Below are 19,177 nucleotides of genomic sequence, written 5' to 3'. Positions count from 1 at the left end.
GGCCTATCCAGGGAGCGACGGTCCCCGGGTCGGCTGCCCGGCGGGTAACGTTCCTGACGATCAAGGACTTTCGGACGAGGAGGCACGGTGCGGACGACGACTGTGGACATCCCGACCGGCGACGGGGTCGCGGACGCGTCCCTGACCCGGCCGGACGGCGACGGCCCCTTCCCGGCGGTGCTGCTCTTCATGGACGCCTTCGGCCCGCGCCCGCGCCTGGTCGAGATGGCGGAGCGGATCGCCGCCCGGGGCTACCTGGTGCTGACGCCTCACCTGTTCTACCGGGCTGGTCGGGCACCGCTGTTCGACCTGTCCCGACTCGCTGAGCCGGACCAGCGCGGCGCGCTCTTCGAGAAGATCATGCCGCTGGTCGGCGCGTTGACCCCGGACGTGTTCGACCGGGACACCACCGCGTACCTCGACTTCCTGGCCGCCCGCGACGACGTCCGGCCGGGCCCGGTCGCCATCACCGGCTACTGCCTGGGCGGCACGAACGCGCTGCGGGCCATCGCGGCGCACCCGGACCGCATCGCCGCGATCGCCAGCTTCCACGGCGGGTACCTCGCCACCGACGCGCCGGACAGCCCGCACCTGGGCGTCGGCTCGATCACCGGCGAGGTGTACTTCGGGCACGCCGACGCCGACCGGTCGATGACCCCGGAGCAGATCGCCACGCTGGAGAAGGCCCTCGACGCCGCCGACGTGCGCTACCGCTCCGAGGTGTACGAGGGCGCGCACCACGGCTTCACCATGGCCGACACCCCGGCGTACGACGAGCAGGCCACCGAACGCCACTGGGCCGCCCTCTTCGACCTCCTCGACCGCAACCTGCCGACGAGCTGACCGAAGACGTCCGGCCCGGTCAGCGGCGCAGCAGCACCGGGCCGGCGTCGATGCGGGTGCGGAACAGCGCGTACGGCTTGCGCCGCAGGTCCTGGCCCCGCTGGTACTGGGCCTGCCGGTGCAGCTGGTTGGCGGTGACGTAGAGGTACCCGTCGGTGGCCACCGACATGGTGTCCGGCCAGAGCAGCCGCGGGTCGTGGACCAGCGTCTCGTACTGGCCGTCCGGGTGCCGCCGCAGCACCGCGTTGTGCTCGTACGACGTGCAGTAGAGCCGCCCCGCGTCGTCGGACTCCAAGCCGTCCGACCCGGTGGCCTTGTCCCCCTCGTCCACGACAGTGGCCGCCACCGCCTCCTGGGTGACCGACGGGTCGGCCAGCGCCTCGGCGGACACGCTGTGCAGGCGTCGGGAGATCAGCGGCGAGTAGTACAGCCGGCTGCCGTCGGCCGAGATGGCGATGCCGTCGGAGCCCATCGCCAGCGGCTTCGCCGGCCCGTCCTTCGGGCGGGACAGGAGCGGCCGGCCCTCGACGAAGGGTCGGTAGTTCTTCAGCGGCTCCGCCTTCGTGGACGGGTGGTCGTGCAGCCGCCGCCAGGAAGCCCCGCTGGCCAGGTCCACCACGATGATCCCGTTCGGCCCGGAGTCCGTCGAGTCGGTGATGTACGCGACCCCCGCCTCGCCCCGCCGCAGGTCGAAGCGGACGTCGTTGAGGTACGTCGTCGGCGGCGCCACGTCCTGCGGGAAGGTGATCACCTGGGCGACCGTGTCGGTGTCCAGGTCGATCCGCACCAGCTTCGGCCCACCCGGCTTCGTGGGCTGGAACATTGGGCTGCCGGTGTCCACCACCCAGAGCCGGTCGGCCGGATCCACCACGATGCTCTGCACCGACACGAACGCGCCCGCGTCGTCGTCACCGGACGGGGTGTTCCACGCCTGGTCGGGGTAGGGCACCTCCCGGCCGTCGCGCAGCTCCACGACGGTGGCCGGCACGTCGTCGCCCCACCTCGGGAAGTTGACGAAGATCCGGCCCCGGTGCGAGACGCTCACCCCGGTCGGCATCGGGCCGGTGAAGGTGTGCACCAGCTCCAGCTCGCCCACCGGCTCGTCGCCGACCGGCCCGTTCATGACGCCCACCCCACGATGCCCATCGTCTCGCCTCCTGCCGCCGGGTCCGACCCGCGCCGGCCGCGGGCTCCCCGCGCGCTGCTATTCCCGCCCGGGCGTCCGGTATGCCTGCGTCAGCAGCTATGCCTCCGTCAGCCCAGCGGTGCGGCGGCGTACGCGGCGGGCAGGCCGGGGACCTCGACGTCCACCGCGAGCAGCGCGCCGTCCTGCGGGCCCGCCGAGTCCAGCCCCACCCGAGCCGTGCCGATGAAGAGTCGGCGCAGGTCGGGGCCGCCCAGGCAGATGCCGGCCGGTTGCGTCGCCGGCAGCCGGATCTCCCGGTCCAGGGTGCCGTCCGGCCGGTAGCGGCGGACCGCCGAGCCGCCCCAGAACGCGATCCAGAGGTGACCCGCCGCGTCGACGGTCATGCCGTCCGGGCCGCCGTCGGCGGGGGACAACCGCAGGAACGGCTCCCGCCCGTGCAGGTCACCGGTGCCCGGGTCGACGGTGAACCGGTCGACCTCGCCCCGCGGCGTGTCGGCCAGGTACATGGTGGTGCCGGCCGCGTCGAACGCCGGCCCGTTCGGGATGGTCAACCCGGTCACCGCGGGGACCGGCTCGGCGCCCGGGGTCAGCCGGAACAGCGTGCCCCCGCCCGGCACCATCGCGTACGTCATGCTGCCGGCCCAGAAGCGGCCGTGCGGGTCGGCGACCGCGTCGTTCATCCGGGTCGGCTCGGGTGCGTCCGCGACCAGGTCGGCGACCGGTCGGGGGTCGTCGTCGGCGGGCAGCAGGGTGACGCCGGTGCCGGCGGCGGCGAGCCAGTCACCGGGTCGGTCGGCCACCGGGGCGACCGCGCCGAGCGGTACGTCGAGGCGGCGCACCTCCCGCAGCGGGGCGGGGGCGTCGCCGTCGGTCTCCAGCAGGCGTCCGGCCAGCAGGTCGACGAGGACCAGCCGGTCGTCGACCCAGCGCAGCCCTTCGCCCAGCTCCAGCCGGTCGCTGCTCCAGACGGTCGGTTCGGTCAGCTCCATGGTGCTCCTCCAAGGGATCGTCAGCGGACCGTACCGCCGGGGCCGTGGTCGAGCAGCGCCAGCTCGGCCCGGTCGGGCAGGCCCTCCCAGTCGCCCCGGGTGGCCACCGCGAACGCGCCGGTGGTGACCGCCCGGTCCAGCCGGGTCGGCGCGTCGGCACCGTCGAGCCAGGCGGAGAGCAGCCCGGCCACGAACGCGTCGCCCGCGCCGACGGTGTCCACCACCGGCACCGTCCGGGCCGGCCGGTGCACGGTGCCGGCCGCGCGGTGGCTGGTCGCCCCGTCGGCGCCGTGCTTGACCACGACCTCGGTCACGCCGGCCGAGAGGAGCGCCGCGACCGGGTCGGCCGCGTCGGTCAGGACGGCCAACTCGTCGTCGGAGGCGACGACCAGGTCGAGCGCGGGCAGCAGCGGTCGAAGCGCGGCGGCGGCCTCGGCGACCGACCAGAGCCGCTGCCGGTGGTTGACGTCCAGGCAGACGGTGCTGCCGGCCGCGCGGGCGCGCCGCACGGCCTCCACCACCGCCTGGTACGGCTCGGCGCCCAGCGCGCAGGTGATGCCGGTGACGTGCAGCAGCCGGGGTGGTGGCCCGGGCGCGTCGAAGGCACGTGTCACGTCGGCCGGGCGCAGCCGGGAGCCGGCCGACCCGGCGCGGTGGTAGGTGACCCGGTTGATGTCGGCGACCCGGTTCTCGAAGAGGATCAGCCCGGTGGGCGCTGTCGCGTCGATCCGGGACCAGGTCAGGTCGACACCCTCGGCGCGCAGCGTACGGCGGACCAGCTCACCGGGCTCGTCGGCGCCGGTGACCCCGACCCAGGCGGCCCGGTGGCCGAGCCGGGCCACCCCGATCGCCACTGTCGACTCGGCACCGGCGACGGAGATCCCGGCGGTGCCGCCCAGCCGCAGCGGGCCGCTGCTGCGGAACGCCGCCATCGTCTCGCCGAGCGTGAGCAGGTCGGTCACCGCTGGACCGCCGCCCGGAAGCTGGCCGCGCGCTCGCGGAGCGCCGCCAGGTCGCCGCCCCGGACGGCGTCACCGAGCAGCGGCGAGCCGACGCCGACCGCGACGGCACCCCGGTCGAGGTAGTGCCGCGCGCCGTCCGCGTCGATCCCGCCGACCGGCACGAACGCGGTGCCGGGGAACGGGTCGCGCAGCGCGCCGAGGTAGTCGGGGCCGCCGAGGGAGGCCGGGAAGAGTTTGACGGCGGTGGCCCCGCCACCGGTGGCCTGCACCACCTCGGTGGGGGTGAGTGCCCCGGCCAGCACCGGCAGCCCGAGCCGGCCACCCTCGGCGAGGCTCGGTGCGATCGCCGGGGTGACCAGGAAACCGGCGCCCGCGTCCGCCGCCGCGCGGGCGTCCTCGGCACTGAGTACGGTGCCCGCGCCCAGGGCGTAGGCGGGCCCGAGGGCGGCCCGGGCGCGTCGGATGACGCCGAGCGCGTCAGCGCTGGTCAGCGAGACCTCGACCAGGGCGACGCCGCTCTCGGCCAGGGTGAGTACGGCGGCCAGCGCGGCGGCCGGGTCCGGGCCGCGCACGATGGCCAGCAGCCGGTGGGTACGCAGCTCGTCGAGCAGGTTCATCGCGGTTGTCCTTGGTGGATGCGGTGGGCGGAGATAGTGAGTCGCCAGGTGACCTCACCGGCGGGCGGAACTGTCGCCGCGTCGGCGGGGCCGGCGTCGGCCAGGTCGAAGGCCGCGCCGAGCATCGGTTCGACGCCGATGCTGCGGTAGGGGTGGCCGGCCGGCCAGCCGCCCAGGTTGCGCCAGAGCGCGGTGCTGCGGGGCTGGCCCGCGCACTCCAGCGCCATGGTCAGCCGGTCGTCGCCGTCGCGCACCTGGACCCGTGGGCAGTCGAGCAGCACCGCGCCGAGCGCGGTCCCATCGTCCGGGCCGAGGGTGTCGAGCGTCAGCCCGGCCGGGGCCGGCCACGGCCCGGTCAACCACGGGTCGCCGGTGGGCCAGGTGCCCGGCGGCAGGAACGCGGCGGCCTCCGGGTGCAGCCGGGTCGGTGTGCCGGCGGGTGCGTCGAGGCGGGCTGAGGGGGACAGGTCGAGCAGGGCGTGTGCGGCCCAGATGAACCGGTGCCCGGGTTCGGCGGCCAGCCGGTAGTCGACCACCACCACACCGCCGGAGTCGGTGATCCGGCGGCTCAGGGTGAACGTCGGCCGCTCGATCACCACGGTGCCGGGGCCGGCACTGCGCCACGGCCGCGACCACACCTCGCCGTGGTCGGGCTCGCCGCGCACGGTCGGCAGGCACTCCTCCAGCCCGCCGGCGTCGACGAAGGCGTCGTCGGGGCGTACCTCGTCTCGGCCGGGCTCCGGGCCGCGCCAGAGCCACTCCCGGCCACCGCCGCGCAGGCTGGTCCACCGGCCGCCGTGCGTCGCGTCGTACGCCACCCGCAGCGGCACCGACGTCGCGCCGGTCACCATTCGGCGAACGACCCGTCGGCGTGCTGCCAGACCGGGTTGCGCCAGGCGTGCGGTGTCCGCGCGGCCTTGCGGACCGCAGCCTCGTCCACGGTGATGCCCAGGCCGGGCCGGTCGAGACGGGCGATGTGCCCGTCCACGAACCGGAACGGCTCCGGGTCGACCAGGTAGTCCAGCAACTCCGAGCCGGCGTTGTAGTGGATGCCGATGCTCTGCTCCTGGATCAGGAAGTTCGGTGTCGCGAAGGCCACCTGGAGGCTGGCCGCCAGGGAGATCGGGCCCAGCGGGCAGTGCGGGGCGAGCAGCGCGCCGTACGTCTCGGCCAGCGTGGCGATCCGGCGGACCTCGGAGATCCCGCCGGCGTGCGACAGGTCCGGCTGGACCACGGCGACCCCGGCCTGCAACGGGCCGAGAAACTCGGAGCGGCCGTAGAGGCGCTCGCCGGTGGCCACCGGGATCGGTGTGCTGGCGACGATGTCGCGCAGGTGGTGGGCCTGGTCGGGCAGGACCGGCTCCTCCACGAAGAACGGGCGCAGCGGCGCAAGCTCCGGCAGGATCCGGCGGACCGCGGCCAGCCCGGCCCGGCCGTGGAAGTCCACCGCGATGTCCCGGTCTCCGCCGAGCACCTCGCGGGCGGCGGCGACCCGGCCGATGACCTCGTCCACCTCGGCGGAGGTGGGGATGGGGGAGAGTCGCCCGCAGGCGTTCATCTTGACGCCGGTGAGGCCGGCGGCGACCTGCGCGGCGGCGGCGTCGGCGACCTCGTCGGGCTCGTCCCCGCCGATCCACGAGTAGATCCGCACCTTCTCGCGGACCGGCCCGCCGAGGAGCGCGTGCACCGGCGCGCCGTACGCCTGCCCGGCGATGTCCCAGAGCGCCTGGTCGAGGCCGGCGACCGCGCTGGAGAGGATCGGGCCACCCCGGTAGAAGCCGCCCTTGGTGAGCACCTGCCAGTGCTGCTCGATCCGCAGTGGATCGGCACCGATCAGGTATTCGGAGAGCACCTGGACCGCGGCGCGCACCACCTCGGCGCGCCCCTCCACCACCGGTTCACCCCAGCCGACCAGCCCGTCGTCGGTCTCCACCCGGCAGAACAGCCACCGTGGCGCGACCAGGAAGGTCTCGATGCGCTCGATCTTCACTGACTGCCCCTTCGTCCCCGTGCCTTCTCGACGTCGCGGACGGCCTTGTCCAGCAACTCACGCATGGCGGTCTCCGCCGCCGTCTCGTTCCGCTCGCGCAGCGCGTCGACCACGGCGCGGTGGCTGGGCACCGGGTCGTCGTGCGCGGCGCCGCCGTGCACCAGGCGGTCCCGTTCGGCGAGCCCGGTCTCCATCACCACCTCCATCCGCTCCAGCAGCTCGTTGTGCGTGGCGGTGAGCAGCGCGCGGTGGAAGGCAAGGTCGGCGGCGACGGCGGCGGCGGGATCACCGTCGGCCTGGGCCATCTCGGCAAGCGCCCGGTCGAGGGCGGCCAGGTCGTCCTCGGTCGCCCGGGTGGCGGCCAGCCGCGCGGCGGCCGGCTCGATGATCGCGCGTACCTCGTGCAGCTTCTCCAGCAGGCGCTCGTCGGGGCCCTCGGCGAACTGCCAGCGGATCACGTCGCCGTCGAGCAGGTTCCAGTCGGCGCGGGGCCGGACGAAGGTGCCGCGCTTCTGCCGGGCGTCGACGATGCCCTTGGCCGAGAGGACCTTCAGCGCCTCGCGGAGCGCCGTCAGGCTGACGTCGAACTCCTCCTGCAGGGCGACGATGTTCAGGGTCGCGCCGGCGGGGATCTCGCCGGTGAGGATGCGACGCGCGATCGCTTCGACGGTCTGCCCGTGGACACCGCGGCGTGCGTACTGTGCCAATGCTCCTGGCCTTTTCGCTGGTTGGTATCGATCTCTCAGGCCGAGGCTTTCACCGCTGTCCAGCCACCGTCCACCACGAGGCTCGCACCGGTGACGTACGCGGCGTCCGGTGAGGCGAGGAAGGCTACTGTCGAGGCCACCTCGTCCGGCGTGCCGAAGCGTTTCGCCACGGTCTCCGCGACGCTGCGGTGACGGTCCTCTTCGGACACGTCCGCCCAGGCCGCGGTGAGGATGGGACCGGGCAGCACGGTGTTGACCCGCACCTGTGGGCCGTACTCCACGGCCAGTTGGCGCCCGAGCGCGACCAGGCCGCCCTTGGCCGCGGCGTACGCGGGCCGGCCGGGCAACCCGACGAGCGCGTGCACCGAGGAGATCAGCACCACCGCGCCGTTGCGCGCCCGCAGGTCGTCCAGGCAGGCGCGGACGCCGAGGAACGAGCCGGTGAGGCTGACGCCGAGTTGGTGGTCCCAGGACTGCCGACTGGTCTGGTGGGCCGGAGCGACCCGCACGGCGTACGCGGTGCTGACCAGGATGTCGATCGGGCCGAGGTGGGCGCGTGCGGCCGAGACCGCCGCTGTCCAGTCACTCTCGTCGCTGACATCGCCCACTACGGAAAGTGCTCGGTAGCCACGCGCGGTCAGTTCGTCGGCCAGCGGGGTCGGGTCGTGCACGTCGAGCAGCGCGACCGCAGCGCCCTCGGCGGCGAGCCGCCGGGCGGTGGCCGCGCCGATCCCGCCCATCGCACCGGTGACCAGCGCGTTCTTGCCTTCAAGCCGGCGCATAGGCTGATCCACCTGACCCTCACCTTGGTCTCGTCTAATCATTAATTACGAAGATATCTTGACAGCCGGCGACGGCCGATGCAACCTTCTCGGCACAGCATTCACATGGACGACACATCGCGCGGTGACGCTACGTGTCGTAGAGGAAGGGATACCTCCGTGAGCGACTTCGACCCCGGTCGCCGGCGATTCCTTGGCCACCTCGGGCTCGCTGGCCTGGGTGCCCTCGGCGCCAGCTCGTTCCTCAGCGCGTGCGCCAGTTCCGCCAGCGGGCCGACGACGAGCGGCGGCTCGGGTGCGGTCACCATCCAGTCCAACCTCTCCTCGCCGCAGGCCAAGGCCGCGATGGAGAAGCTGATCGAGACCTTCAACGCGCAGGGCAAGGGCACGGCGAGCCTCAACACGATCGCCTCCGAGACCTTCCGGACCCAGCTGCCGACGTACCTGACCTCGGCGAACCCCCCGGATCTCTACACCTGGTACGCGGGCTCGGTCGCCAACGACTACGCCAGCAAGAACCTGCTGCTGGACGTCTCCGACGTCTGGAAGTCACTCGGTGACTACCCACAGTCGCTGCGCACCCTCTCCACCGACGCCAGCGGCAAGCAGGTCTTCGTGCCGATGAACAACTACTGGTGGGGCTTCTTCTACCGCAAGTCCAACTTCGCCAAGTGGGGTGTGCGGGAGCCGAAGACCTGGACCGAGTTCCTGGCGGTCTGCGAGACGCTGAAGAGCAAGGGCGTTCCGCCGATCGGCATCGGCCTCGGCGACACCCCGTGGGTGGCCTCGGCCTGGTTCGACTACCTCAACATCCGGATCAACGGCGCGCCGTTCCACCGCGAGCTGCTCGCCGGCAAGCAGCGCTTCGACGACCCCAAGGTCAAGGCGGTCCTCACCCGCTGGCGCGAGGCCCTGCCCTACTTCGACCCCAAGGGCAAGGCGTACCCGTTCCAGGAGGCGACCACCGCCCTGCTGGCCGGCAAGACCGGCATGTTCCTGATCGGCACGTTCTTCGCCGACGCCGCCCCCAAGGACGCCCTCGGTGACCTGGACTTCTTCCGGTTCCCGATCATCGACCCGGCGGTGCCGCTGGCCGAGGAGGCGCCCACGGACGGCTTCTTCGCCAGCGCGAAGACCGCCAACCCGACCGGCACCAAGGCCCTGCTCAGCTACCTCTCCGGCGTCGAGGCCCAGGAGGCGTACGTCAAGGCCAGCTCCGGCATCGTGCTGCCGGCCAACCCCAAGGCCAAGGCGTCCGACTCGCCACTGGTGGCCAAGGGCAAGGCGATGCTCGACGAGGCCAAGGAGCTGACCCAGTTCTTCAACCGCGACTCCAGCGACGCACTCCAGCCGACCGCGGACACCGCGCTCACCAAGTTCATCGACAAGCCGGACCAGATCGACGCGATCCTGCGGGAGTGGCAGGCCGGCGCCGAGAAGGTCTTCAAGGGCTGACGTGACAGCAACGATCTCCCCGACTTCGGTCACACCCACCCGGCGGCGGCGGCGGTCGGCTCGACTGTCGCCGCTGCTGGTGGCGTTCGTCCTGGTGCCGTTCGCGGTCGAGAGCATCTGGGTGTTCTGGCCGGCGTTACAGGGCTTCTGGTTCTCGCTCACCCGCTGGGACGGGATGTCGTCGCCGACCTTCGTCGGCACGGACAACTACGTCGAGCTGGCCGGCGACGCCACCTTCCGGGGTGCGCTCGTCAACACGGTGATCTGGCTGGTGCTCTTCGGCGGCCTCTCCGTGCTGGGCGGCTTCGGCATGGCGCTGGTGTTGCAGAAGGAGCGACGCGGCGTCGGCTTCTACCGGGCCGCGCTGTTCACCCCGGTGGTGTTCTCGCTGGTGGTGACCGCGCTGGTCTGGCGGGTGTTCTACCAGCCCGACGGCATCGCCGACACGATCCTGCGGGCCGTCGGCCTGGAGAGCCTGATCCGGCCCTGGCTCGCCGACCCACAGACCGCGCTGTACGCGGTGATCCTGCCCGCCCTGTGGCGGCAGATCGGCTACGTGATGGTGCTGTTCCTGGCCGGCCTCAAGGCGATCGACCCGGCGTTGCACGAGGCGGCCCGGATGGACGGCGCCAACGCCTGGCAGCGGCTGCGGCACGTCACCATCCCCCAGCTCAAGGGGGTCAACGCCGTGGTGCTGTCGGTCATCGTGATCGACTCGCTGCGCTCGTTCGACATCGTCTGGTCGCTGACCAAGGGCGGGCCGTACCACTCGTCGGAGCTGCTCAGCACCTACATGTACTCGACCGCGTTCCAGAGCCTGCGGCTGGGCTACGCCTCCGCCATCGCCGTCGTGATCTTCGTGCTCGCGCTGGCCGTCATCCTCGGCTACCTGGTCCGCGCGTTCCGGGAGGAAGCCTGATGAACAAGCTCCGCACCGGCGCCTTCCACACCGCCATGATCCTGCTCTCGCTGCTGTGGCTCGGGCCGGTGCTCTGGGTCGTGGTGATGTCCACCCGATCGTTCGACGACATCGCCGCGCACGGCGTGGGCAGCCTGCCCCGGTCGTTCACCCTGGACACCTACCGACAGGCGTGGACCGACGGCGGCGAGCTGCGCGCGTTGATCAACAGCATGCTGGTCACCGTCCCGTCGGTGGCGTTGAGCCTGGCGCTGGCCGCGATGGCCGCGTTCGCGCTGAGCCGCTTCCGGATCCCGGGGCGGCGCACGATCCTGCTGCTGATGCTCGCCGGCAACCTGCTGCCACCGCAGATCCTGCTCATCCCGGTGGCCAAGTTCAGTGAGCTGACCGGCCTGTACGACACGCTCTGGGCGCTGATCGCGGTGCAGGTCGGCTTCGGGCTCGGCTTCTACACCTTCGTCCTGCACGGTTTCATGCGGGACCTGCCGGGCGAGATCCAGGAGGCGGCCACCATCGACGGCGCCGGCACGGCCCAGATCTTCACGAAGGTGATGCTGCCGCTGACCCGGCCCGCGCTGGCCGCCCTCGGCGCGCTGTCCTTCACCTGGATCTTCAACGACCTGCTCTGGGCGATCACCGTGCTGCGTACCGATGACAACATGCCGGTCACCCCGGCGCTGCTCGGCCTCCAGGGGCAGTTCGTCTCGTCCTGGAACGTCATCGCCGCCGGCACGGTCATCGCGGCCGTGCCCACCGTCGCGGTCTTCCTGCGCTTCCAACGACACTTCGTCTCCGGCCTGGCGCTCGGAGCGGTCAAGTGACCGCCCCGCGGGGGCAGCGCTGGACGCTGCGCGGCGCGCACACCGAGTACACGGTGACGGTGCCGGCGCACGGCCGCTGGCTGGAACTCGTCGCGTGGGGGCCGCACGGCGTCACCGACGGGCCGTCGCCGGTCGCCTACGACGGCCCGGTGCCGTTCCTCACCGCCGGTGACGGCGCCCCCATCGAGTACGCCACCGACGCCGATCGCCCGTTCACCGGCGCCGACCTGGTGATCGAGACCCCCGGCGGGCAGCGCCGGGTCGGCTTCGGCCACACCGGTGTACGGGCCGACGCCGACGGGCGGGAGCTGGCCGTCGACTTCGCCGACGCGGTGACCGGGCTGCGCGCCACCGTGCACTACCGGGTGCCCGAGGGCACCGACGTGGTGCAGCGCTGGGTCGAGCTGAGCAACGACGGCACCGGCCCGCTGCGAGTGGTCCGGGCCGGATCGGGCGGGTTCTGCGTACCCACGCCGCACGGCGCGCTGCTCAGCCACCAGTGGGGGCAGTGGTCACAGGAGTTCCAGCTCTCCCACGTCGAGTTGGGCCACGGCACGTTCCGCATCGGCAGCTCCCAGGGCGTACCCGGGCATCTGCACGTGCCCTGGCTGGCCGTGCGGGACACCGCCGACCCGGCCGGTCCGGCGTGGGGGATGGGGTTGGCCTGGACCGGCTCGTGGGAGATCAGCGCCGAGCGGGACACCGGCGGCCTGACCCGGGTTCGGGTCGGCCGTCAGCTTGTCGACGGCCCGCTGGAGCTGGGCCCGGGCGAGCGGCTGAGCCTGCCGGTGGCCACCGGCGCGTACAGCCCGGACGGCCTGGACGGGCTGGCCCGGGTCTGGCACACCCACCAGCGGCTGCTGGCCGGGGACCGGCTCACCCCGCGCCCGGTGCTCTACAACTCGTGGGAGGCCACCTACTTCGCCGTCGAGGCGCAGAGCCAGTTGGCGCTCGCCCGGATCGCCGCCGAGCTGGGCGTGGAGACGTTCGTCGTGGACGACGGCTGGTTCGTCGGCCGCAACGACGACACCGCCGGGCTGGGCGACTGGACACCCGACCCGGCGAAGTTCCCGGCCGGGTTCGACGCGTTCATCGCCGACGTCCGCGCGCTCGGGCTGAAGTTCGGGCTCTGGGTCGAGCCGGAGTGCGTCAACCCGAAGTCGACCCTCTACGCCGAGCACCCCGACTGGGTCTACTCCGTCGACGGCCGGCCGCTCACCCCGGTGCGCAACCAGTACCTGCTCGACCTGGGTCGGCCGGAGGTCGCCGAGTTCGTGCACTCCACCGTGGATGGTCTGCTCCGCCGGTACGACATCGACTACCTGAAGTGGGACTTCAACCGGCCGCGTACCGAACCGGGTCGGCCCGGCGGGGTCGGCCCGGTCGACCTGGACGGCGCGCACGTCGCCAACCTGCACCGCGTCTACGAGCGGCTGCGCCGGGACCACCCCGGCGTGCTGATCGAGGCGTGTGCCGGCGGCGGCGGGCGGACCGACCTGGCGATGGCCGCCCGCGCCGACGTGTTCTGGCCCAGCGACAACACCGGCCCGCTGGACCGGCTGGCCATCCAGTACGGCTTCCTGCACGCCAACGCCCCGCACCTGCTCAGCTCCTGGGTCACCGACGCGCCCGGCCTGTTCGACCCGCGACCGCGAACGCTCGCGTTCCGGTTCGTGCTGGCGATGGCCGGCGTGCTCGGCGTCGGCGCGGACATCCGGGCGTGGACCCCGGCGCAACGGGTCGAGGCGGCCGGCTGGATCGCCCGCTACAAGGAGATCCGGGACGTCGTCACGCACGGCGAGGTGCACCTGATCGGTGGCCCCGGCCAGGCCCGCTGCGCGGTGCAGTACACCGCGCCGGACCAGCGCCGGGTGGTCGTCCTGGCCTGGCACACCGGCCGACTCGACGGCGCCGGCCTGCTCCCGTCCCGCCCGGTCCGGCTGCCCCTGCGCGGCCTCGACCCGGCGGCCCGCTACTCGCACGGCGACCGGCACTACTCCGGCAGCCACCTCGCCGCGGTCGGCCTGCCCGTGCACTGGAGCGCGACCCACGACGCCGACCTCATCGTGCTGACCCGCGACTGAGGCCGGCGCACCAGGGCTTCGGCCTCGGTGGCGATCCCACCGGGGCCGAAGTCAGGTCGACGCCGCCACCCGCACCAGCCGGGGCGGCTCAGGCGGGGACGAGTTCCCGGCACCGGCGCAGGGCGGCCAGGGCGAGCGGCGCGTCGCGGCCCGCGATCCCGACCTCCAGCTCGGTCACCGCTGTGGCGGCCCGCCCCGGGTCACCCGCCGCGGCGGCGGCCTCGGCCAGCACCAGCACCGCCTCGGCAGCCCACGCCAGGATGCCCTTCCCGCGTACCAGGGTCAGCGCCTCCGTCGCGTGCCGGACCGCCTCGTCCGGCCGCCCGGCCAGGGTCAGCCGGGCCAGCGCCGAGAGCGCCTGCACCAGCGGCCAGATCGCGCCGACCCGCCGGGCATCGGCCACCACCTCCCGCAGCGCCCGCCGCGCCACCTCCCGCTCGTCGTCGTCGACTGCGGTACGGGCCAGCACGGTGGCCAGTTCGGCCCGTGCGTCGAGCAGGGTGACCGGCATCCGCCGAGCGGAGGCGACCAGTCGGGTGAGCCGCTGGGCGAGCCCGTCCAGCCGCCCGGCGGCACGGTCCAGGGACAGCTCGGTCGCCTCCACCAGGGCCCTCAGCCGCTCGTACCCGGTCTCGTCGACAAGCGCCCGACCGGCCGCCAGGAGCGCTTCGGCCTGCTCCGGGTGCCCGGCGTGCAACGTGCCCTGCGCCCAGTTCAGGCAGGCCCGGGCATGCTCCCGGGGCCGGTCGGCCAACTCCGCGGACGCCCGCAGCTCGGTGATGATCGCCCAGGCGGCCGGGTCGCCCACCTCCAGGAGCAGCGAGGCGCGGGCGATCCGGACCGCGAGGTGCGCCCCCGGGTCCCCGCTGGCCGCCGCGGCGCTCTCCGCCGCCGCGCAGCGGGCCAGGTGGTCGTCGACGTGCCGGCCGACCACGGTGTCCGGGGCTGCCAGCACCGCGAGCGCCGGGGCCTTGCGTCGCGGTGCGCGCAGGTACGGCACGGCGCGCTCGATCTCGGTGTACCCGCGCAGGGCCTCGCCCTGCTGGCGCAGCATCCGCCCGAGCACCAGGCCCAACTCGCCGCGGGCTCCGGGCGGCAGTCTCCGGTCGGCGAGCAGCCGTTCCAACACCGGAATCGCCTCGGCCTGGCTGAGCCCGTCGATGGCCGACCGACCCAGCTTGGCGGCCAGCCGCACCCGAACCGGTCGGGGTAGCTCGGCGACGTCCATGGTCTGGAGCAGAAAGCTGGCGGCTGTCGCGTCGTCGCCACGTTCGGTGGCCAGGTCGGCGGCGGCTTCGGCGTTGCGGACGAAGTCCGCGCCGCTGCCGGCCCGGCGGTAGTGGTGGGCCAGTTGGGCGACCGGCCGCGGCAACCTCTGCTCCAGCACCCGCGCGACGCGGAGGTGCAGCCACTCCCGGCTCTCCCGGGGCACCAGGTCGTACACCACCTGGCGGGCCAGGTCGTGCCGGAAACGCCTGCCGTCTCCGGCGTCGTGCAGCAGGCCGGCCCGGTGGGCCGCGGTCAGTGCCGCGCCGACCGCCGACCGGTCCAGGCCGAGCACCGCGGCGAGGATGTGCTGGTCCGGTGCCAACCCCAGCACGGCGGCGGCACCCAGCACCTCCCGGGTGGCCTCGTCGAGCGGACGCAACCGCCAGAGCAGCACGTCCCGCAGGACGAACGGGACGCTGTCGTCCGCCAACGGGTCGCCGCCCCGCTCGGCGAGCGTCCGCAACACCTCCTCGACGACGAACGGGATGCCGGCGGTGCGGTCGAGCAGGGTGGCGACCAACCGCTGCGGCGGGTCGTCGAGCCGCAGGGTCCGGGCGGCCAGCCGGCGTACGTCGTCGGCGTCCAGCGGGCCGAGCGCCATCCGCGTGACGCTCCACGGTGGAGTACGCGCCAGGGCGTCGTGGATCGGCGTGCTGCCTCCCGGCGGCACCGTGCGGGTGGTCAGCACCACCGCCAGCCCGTCGACCGGGTGGGTGCTCAGATAGCCGAGGAACTCGCAGGTCGCCGGGTCGGCCCAGTGCAGATCCTCGAGCAGCAGCGTGGCCGGGCTCAGTGCGGCCAGCACCGCCGCGACGGCGCGGAACAGGCGATGCCGCTCGGCCGCCGGATCGGTCAACGGGGGTGGCGCGGCGGGCAGTGCGTCGGCCAGTTCGGGCAGCAGCGGCGCGAGGGCACCGGCGACCGGGCTGACGGCACCGGCGTCGAGTCGGTCGGCGCTGCCCCGGATCGCGTCCAGCAGTACGCCGAGCGGAAAGGGCTCCGGGACGTCGTCGCACTCGCCGACCAGGTGACTCCCGGGCAGTTCGGCGAGCAACTCGGTGACCAGCCGGCTCTTGCCGATCCCGGGCTCGCCCTCCACCAGGATCAGGCACGGCGGAGCTTCGACGAGCCGGCGTAGCCGGGCCACCTCCGCCGCTCGTCCCACGAACTCGACGGGTCCGCGCAGACGTTCGGGGCGGACGGGAGATGGGCCCCCGCCGCCCCGCGTCCTGTCCTCGTCGCCGTCGATCACCGTGGGGCCGAGCAGATCACCCCCGCTGGTACGGACGGCCGGCCGGCGTACCGCCGGTGACCTGGGTCACGCGGCGGCCCGCCGGCCGGTGGTCACGCGGCGGCCCGCCGGCCGGTCGCCACCGTCAGGACGTGACGGTGACCGGCACGGTCTTCAGCGAGCCGTCACCATTGCGGAACTCCAGCACCCCCAGGTAACGCTGACCCGGCGCGAGGCCGAACCAGCGCAGGGTCAGGTTCGCCGTCGCTCCCGGCCGCACGCTGCGCTGCTTCGGATCGATGGTGAACCGGCCGGTCGAGGTGCCCGGCGCGCCCGGCAGGTAACTGGTGATGGTGTACGCGTTCGCGCCGTCCTTGATGTTCTCGGTGAACTCCTGCTCCACGACCACGATGTAGTCCCCGGCACCGTCCGGCAGGGTCACCTTGGCGCCGTCCCGACCGCTGGCCGTGGCGGTGACGAACTTCCCGGACTTGTCGTAGACGTTGAGGCTGAACTCGGTGCACTCCATCACCCCCTCCTCGTCGTCCCAGTCGATGTGGGAGCAGGTGGGCCGCTTCGACGTCACCTGGACGAGTGGGCTGCGGGTCCCGGCCGGCACGTGCAGGGTGGTCCGGCTGATCGACGCGGGCAGCGGCACCGGCAGGTTGTTCGACGTGCTCCAGTCCCAGCTCGGCCCGTCGCCGGTCAGGGTGGCCACGTTGCTGGTTCCCGAGGTCAGGCCGGAGAGCTGGGAGATCAGCTGACCCTGGTAGCCGACCTCGGCGGCGATCCGGACGCTGCCGAAGGTGCCCTTGCCGGTGATGGTGTCGGGGGCGACAAGGCCGGAGTTGTGCACGACCACCGGGCTGCGTACCTCGTGCTTGAACTGGTCGCGCCAGGTCAGCGAGCCGTCGGCCCAGGTGTCGAACGCGCCACCGGTGTTGGTGACCTCGACGCTGAAGCGGGCCGACCTGCCTGCGGGGATCTGCAACTTCTTCGGGGTGACCTTGACCTGGTAGCCCGGCGGGGCCTGCACCGACGACGTGTAGGTGCTGGCCCTGTCGCTGACGTTGGTGACCGTGCGGGTCACCGTCTGCTTGCCGACCATCCGGCCCAGCGAGATCGACGGGTAGTTGAGCTGGGCGGTGTCGATGGCACCGATGGTGTCGCAGCCGTCCAGGTCGCCGAGCCCGTAGTCGCCGCCCCGGTCGGCGGACACCCCACACAGGTAACGGATCCAGTCCTGCTGGTTGGAGTCGTAGACCAGGCCCGGGTCGAACGCGCTACCCGGCTTCACCTGCCCGGCGCCGTAGTTGAGCGGAGTGGCGTCGTACGTGCCGATCTTGATCGGGTTGCCCCTGTCGGTCTTGTCGACCGCGCTTGTCATCAGCGCCGAGCGGACCGCCGCCGGCGACCAGCCGGGGTGCTTGGCCAGCAGCAGGGCCGCGATGCCGGCGATGTGCGGCGCCGCCATCGAGGTGCCCGACTCCAGGGCGAAGTCGTTTCCGCCGATGGACGGGGAGAACGCCGCGACGATGTCCTGACCGGGTGCGCTGATGTCCGGCTTGAGCAGCTCACCGGCGTTCAGGTTGGACGGCCCGGCCGAGGAGAACGCGGCGACCGCGGGGGCTTCGACGGTCTCCAGGCTGCTCGGCGAGATGGTCGCCGTGGCGTTGCCCTTGGCGACGTACGCGCTGACCGTGGCCAGGTCGACCTCGTTGATGTGCACGGTGGGCACGGCCTGCACGTCCGCGTTCAGCGAGTTCAGCTCGTCGTTGTACAACACCATGCCGACGCCGCCGGCCCGTGCCACCTCGATGCTCTTGTCGGTACGCGGGATCTCGCCGCGCAGGCAGGCCACGATCGCGCCCTTGACCTTTGCCGGATCCAGGGTGTCGTCGGCGCAGAGGCCGGCGCCGTAGGCACCGTCCGGGTCGAGTGCGCTGTCCTTCGCGAAGACCAGTCGGGCCGGCCCGACGCCGGTCTCGCCCATGCCCACACCGGCGATGGTGGTGCCGTTGCCGAGGGTGAGCTTGCGGGTGTTCTGCCGGTCGGTGGTGCTCGCGGCCACCGTGGTCAGCCACGGCGTCGAGTTGTCGACCGTGTTGGCGAACGGGCCGGAGTTGCCGGCGGCGGCGGAGACGAACACGCCCGCCGCGGCGGCGTTGAAGAACGTCGCGTCGACCGCCCCGAACTGCTCGGTGTCGTCACCGATCGAGTAGTTGATCACGTCGACACCGTCGGCGACCGCGTCGTCGATGGCGTGCACGATGTCGATGTCGGTACCTGTCGCGCCGCCCGCACCGTTGTCGTACAACGCCTTGTAGATCGCCAGGCGCGCGGCCGGCGCCATCCCGGAGATCATGCCCAGGTCCTGGGTGCCCGACGTCGCCCGCACGCCGTGGATGCCGGCCGCGGTGCTGGCCGTGTGGGTGCCGTGGCCGTTGCGGTCACGAGGCGAGGAGTAGTCGTCCGGGAAGGCGTCGGCGATACCGCTGTCGTTGTACCAGCGCGCCCCGATTACCTTGTTGTTGCAGGTGACCGGTGCCTCGATGCCGACGTCGCAGGTGCCCTTCCACTTGGCGTCGATGACGGCCTGGTCCGGGCGGGGGCTGGGCAGCGGCGCGAAGCTCGCGCTCTCCGGCCAGTACCCGCTGTCGATGACCCCGACGATGACGCCCTCGCCGGCGTGCGAGTCGCCACCGAACTCCTTCTTCCACACCCCGCCCTTGCCGGTCAGGCCCAGGTAGTCCGGGGTGTGCGAGGTGGTCGCGTGGACCTTCCGGCTCTCGTAGACCGCCCGTACACCTCGGATGGCACGCAGCCGGGCGGCCTGCGGCCCGGTCAGGTCGGCGGCGAAGCCGTTGAACGCGGTCTCCATCGTCACGCGGGTGCGCTCGGCCGGCACGCCGACGTGGTCCAGCACGGACGTGCGCTGCTGGCGCAGGTGATCCCGGTACGCCCTGGCGCTGCCCGACGTGCGGTTCAGCTTGGCACCGTCGGTCGGCTTCGTCGCCGCGATCCCGGGAACACCGCCGGTGTACGTGGCCAGCGGCTCCTCGTCGAGTTGGACAAGGTAGCGGGCGGTCGGGCCGCTGCTGCTGGTCGGCGCGGCGGTGGCGCTGTCGGGCAGGCTGGTGAGGCCGGCCGCGGTCAGGCCGGCCGCGGTCAGCGCCACGGCGGCCAGCATGCTGACCCCGCGCCTGGCCCGTCCGGTCCGATGTGTGTTCGGTTGTGGCACGTCGTTGCCTCCACGTTCGGTGCCGGCCGCCACGACTGATGACGGTGGCCGAAACCTAGGATCGGTATAGATCATCGAGAAGCACTCGTAACCTGGCCGTCATCTTGGAAACAAGCTCGT

Annotated in this window: 15 protein-coding genes; 5 read left to right on the top strand and 10 right to left on the bottom strand. The window is 72.9% G+C overall.

Going from position 1 to position 19,177, the window contains the following annotated elements:
• Positions 1-87 precede the first annotated feature (87 nt).
• The gene (locus AB0B57_RS21540; protein WP_357072427.1) at positions 88-843 is read left to right on the top strand and encodes a dienelactone hydrolase family protein; all 756 of its coding nucleotides are present in this window, start codon (positions 88-90) and stop codon (positions 841-843) included.
• 19 nt (positions 844-862) lie between these two features.
• On the opposite strand, the gene AB0B57_RS21535 is transcribed toward AB0B57_RS21540, so the two are convergent.
• The 8 genes from AB0B57_RS21535 to AB0B57_RS21500 form a co-directional block, all read right to left on the bottom strand.
• Entirely contained in the window at positions 863-1,966 is a 1,104-nt protein-coding gene (locus AB0B57_RS21535) for an L-dopachrome tautomerase-related protein (protein WP_357072424.1), read from the bottom strand.
• 131 nt (positions 1,967-2,097) lie between these two features.
• Positions 2,098-2,979: an SMP-30/gluconolactonase/LRE family protein gene (locus tag AB0B57_RS21530; protein WP_357072420.1), complete on the bottom strand. Its 882-nt coding sequence runs from the start codon at positions 2,977-2,979 to the stop codon at positions 2,098-2,100.
• Positions 2,980-2,999: 20 nt separating this feature from the next.
• Complete coding sequence (locus AB0B57_RS21525) at positions 3,000-3,941, bottom strand: sugar kinase (protein WP_357072415.1); 942 nt, start codon at positions 3,939-3,941, stop codon at positions 3,000-3,002.
• Positions 3,938-4,558, bottom strand: coding sequence for a bifunctional 4-hydroxy-2-oxoglutarate aldolase/2-dehydro-3-deoxy-phosphogluconate aldolase (locus tag AB0B57_RS21520; protein ID WP_357072412.1), 621 nt, complete (start codon positions 4,556-4,558; stop codon positions 3,938-3,940). The genes AB0B57_RS21525 and AB0B57_RS21520 overlap by 4 nt, the downstream gene beginning before the upstream one ends.
• A complete protein-coding gene (locus AB0B57_RS21515; RefSeq protein ID WP_357072409.1) occupies positions 4,555-5,409 on the bottom strand; it encodes a hypothetical protein in 855 nt (284 codons plus the stop codon). Before AB0B57_RS21515 ends, AB0B57_RS21520 begins: the two co-directional genes overlap by 4 nt.
• Positions 5,403-6,548 carry a galactonate dehydratase gene (gene dgoD / locus AB0B57_RS21510; RefSeq protein WP_357072406.1) on the bottom strand — a complete coding sequence of 382 codons (1,146 nt, stop codon included), beginning with the start codon at positions 6,546-6,548 and terminating at the stop codon, positions 5,403-5,405. Before dgoD ends, AB0B57_RS21515 begins: the two co-directional genes overlap by 7 nt.
• Positions 6,545-7,255 (bottom strand): FCD domain-containing protein, encoded by a 711-nt coding sequence (locus tag AB0B57_RS21505; RefSeq protein ID WP_357072403.1) that lies wholly within the window; start codon positions 7,253-7,255, stop codon positions 6,545-6,547. Before AB0B57_RS21505 ends, dgoD begins: the two co-directional genes overlap by 4 nt.
• A 35-nt stretch (positions 7,256-7,290) precedes the next feature.
• Complete coding sequence (locus AB0B57_RS21500) at positions 7,291-8,049, bottom strand: SDR family oxidoreductase (protein WP_357072400.1); 759 nt, start codon at positions 8,047-8,049, stop codon at positions 7,291-7,293.
• 147 nt (positions 8,050-8,196) lie between these two features.
• On the opposite strand from AB0B57_RS21500, the gene AB0B57_RS21495 reads away from it, so the two are divergent.
• Genes AB0B57_RS21495 through AB0B57_RS21480 form a run of 4 tightly spaced genes read left to right on the top strand, consistent with a single transcriptional unit; the run spans position 8,197 to position 13,316 of the window.
• The gene (locus tag AB0B57_RS21495; protein WP_357072397.1) at positions 8,197-9,492 is read left to right on the top strand and encodes an extracellular solute-binding protein; all 1,296 of its coding nucleotides are present in this window, start codon (positions 8,197-8,199) and stop codon (positions 9,490-9,492) included.
• A 1-nt stretch (position 9,493) separates the two neighbouring features.
• A complete protein-coding gene (locus AB0B57_RS21490) occupies positions 9,494-10,411 on the top strand; it encodes a sugar ABC transporter permease (RefSeq protein WP_357072394.1) in 918 nt (305 codons plus the stop codon).
• Positions 10,411-11,232, top strand: a complete 822-nt coding sequence (locus AB0B57_RS21485) for a carbohydrate ABC transporter permease (protein WP_357072391.1) — start codon at positions 10,411-10,413, stop codon at positions 11,230-11,232. Before AB0B57_RS21490 ends, AB0B57_RS21485 begins: the two co-directional genes overlap by 1 nt.
• Positions 11,229-13,316, top strand: a complete 2,088-nt coding sequence (locus tag AB0B57_RS21480; RefSeq protein ID WP_357072388.1) for an alpha-galactosidase — start codon at positions 11,229-11,231, stop codon at positions 13,314-13,316. The genes AB0B57_RS21485 and AB0B57_RS21480 overlap by 4 nt, the downstream gene beginning before the upstream one ends.
• 88 nt (positions 13,317-13,404) lie before the next feature.
• On the opposite strand, the gene AB0B57_RS21475 is transcribed toward AB0B57_RS21480, so the two are convergent.
• Both AB0B57_RS21475 and AB0B57_RS21470 read right to left on the bottom strand, forming a co-directional pair.
• Positions 13,405-15,750 carry an AAA family ATPase gene (locus AB0B57_RS21475; protein WP_357072384.1) on the bottom strand — a complete coding sequence of 782 codons (2,346 nt, stop codon included), beginning with the start codon at positions 15,748-15,750 and terminating at the stop codon, positions 13,405-13,407.
• Between the two features lie 211 nt (positions 15,751-15,961).
• On the bottom strand, positions 15,962-18,994 hold the full coding sequence (locus AB0B57_RS21470) for a S8 family serine peptidase (protein ID WP_357072381.1): 3,033 nt from the start codon (positions 18,992-18,994) through the stop codon (positions 15,962-15,964).
• Between the last annotated feature and the right edge of the window lie 183 nt (positions 18,995-19,177).

This window comes from Micromonospora sp. NPDC049101 (assembly GCF_040648675.1).
Classification (GTDB): domain Bacteria; phylum Actinomycetota; class Actinomycetes; order Mycobacteriales; family Micromonosporaceae; genus Micromonospora.
Note: the sequence above shows the minus strand (reverse complement) of the source record. Positions and strands in the feature narration are given on the sequence as shown.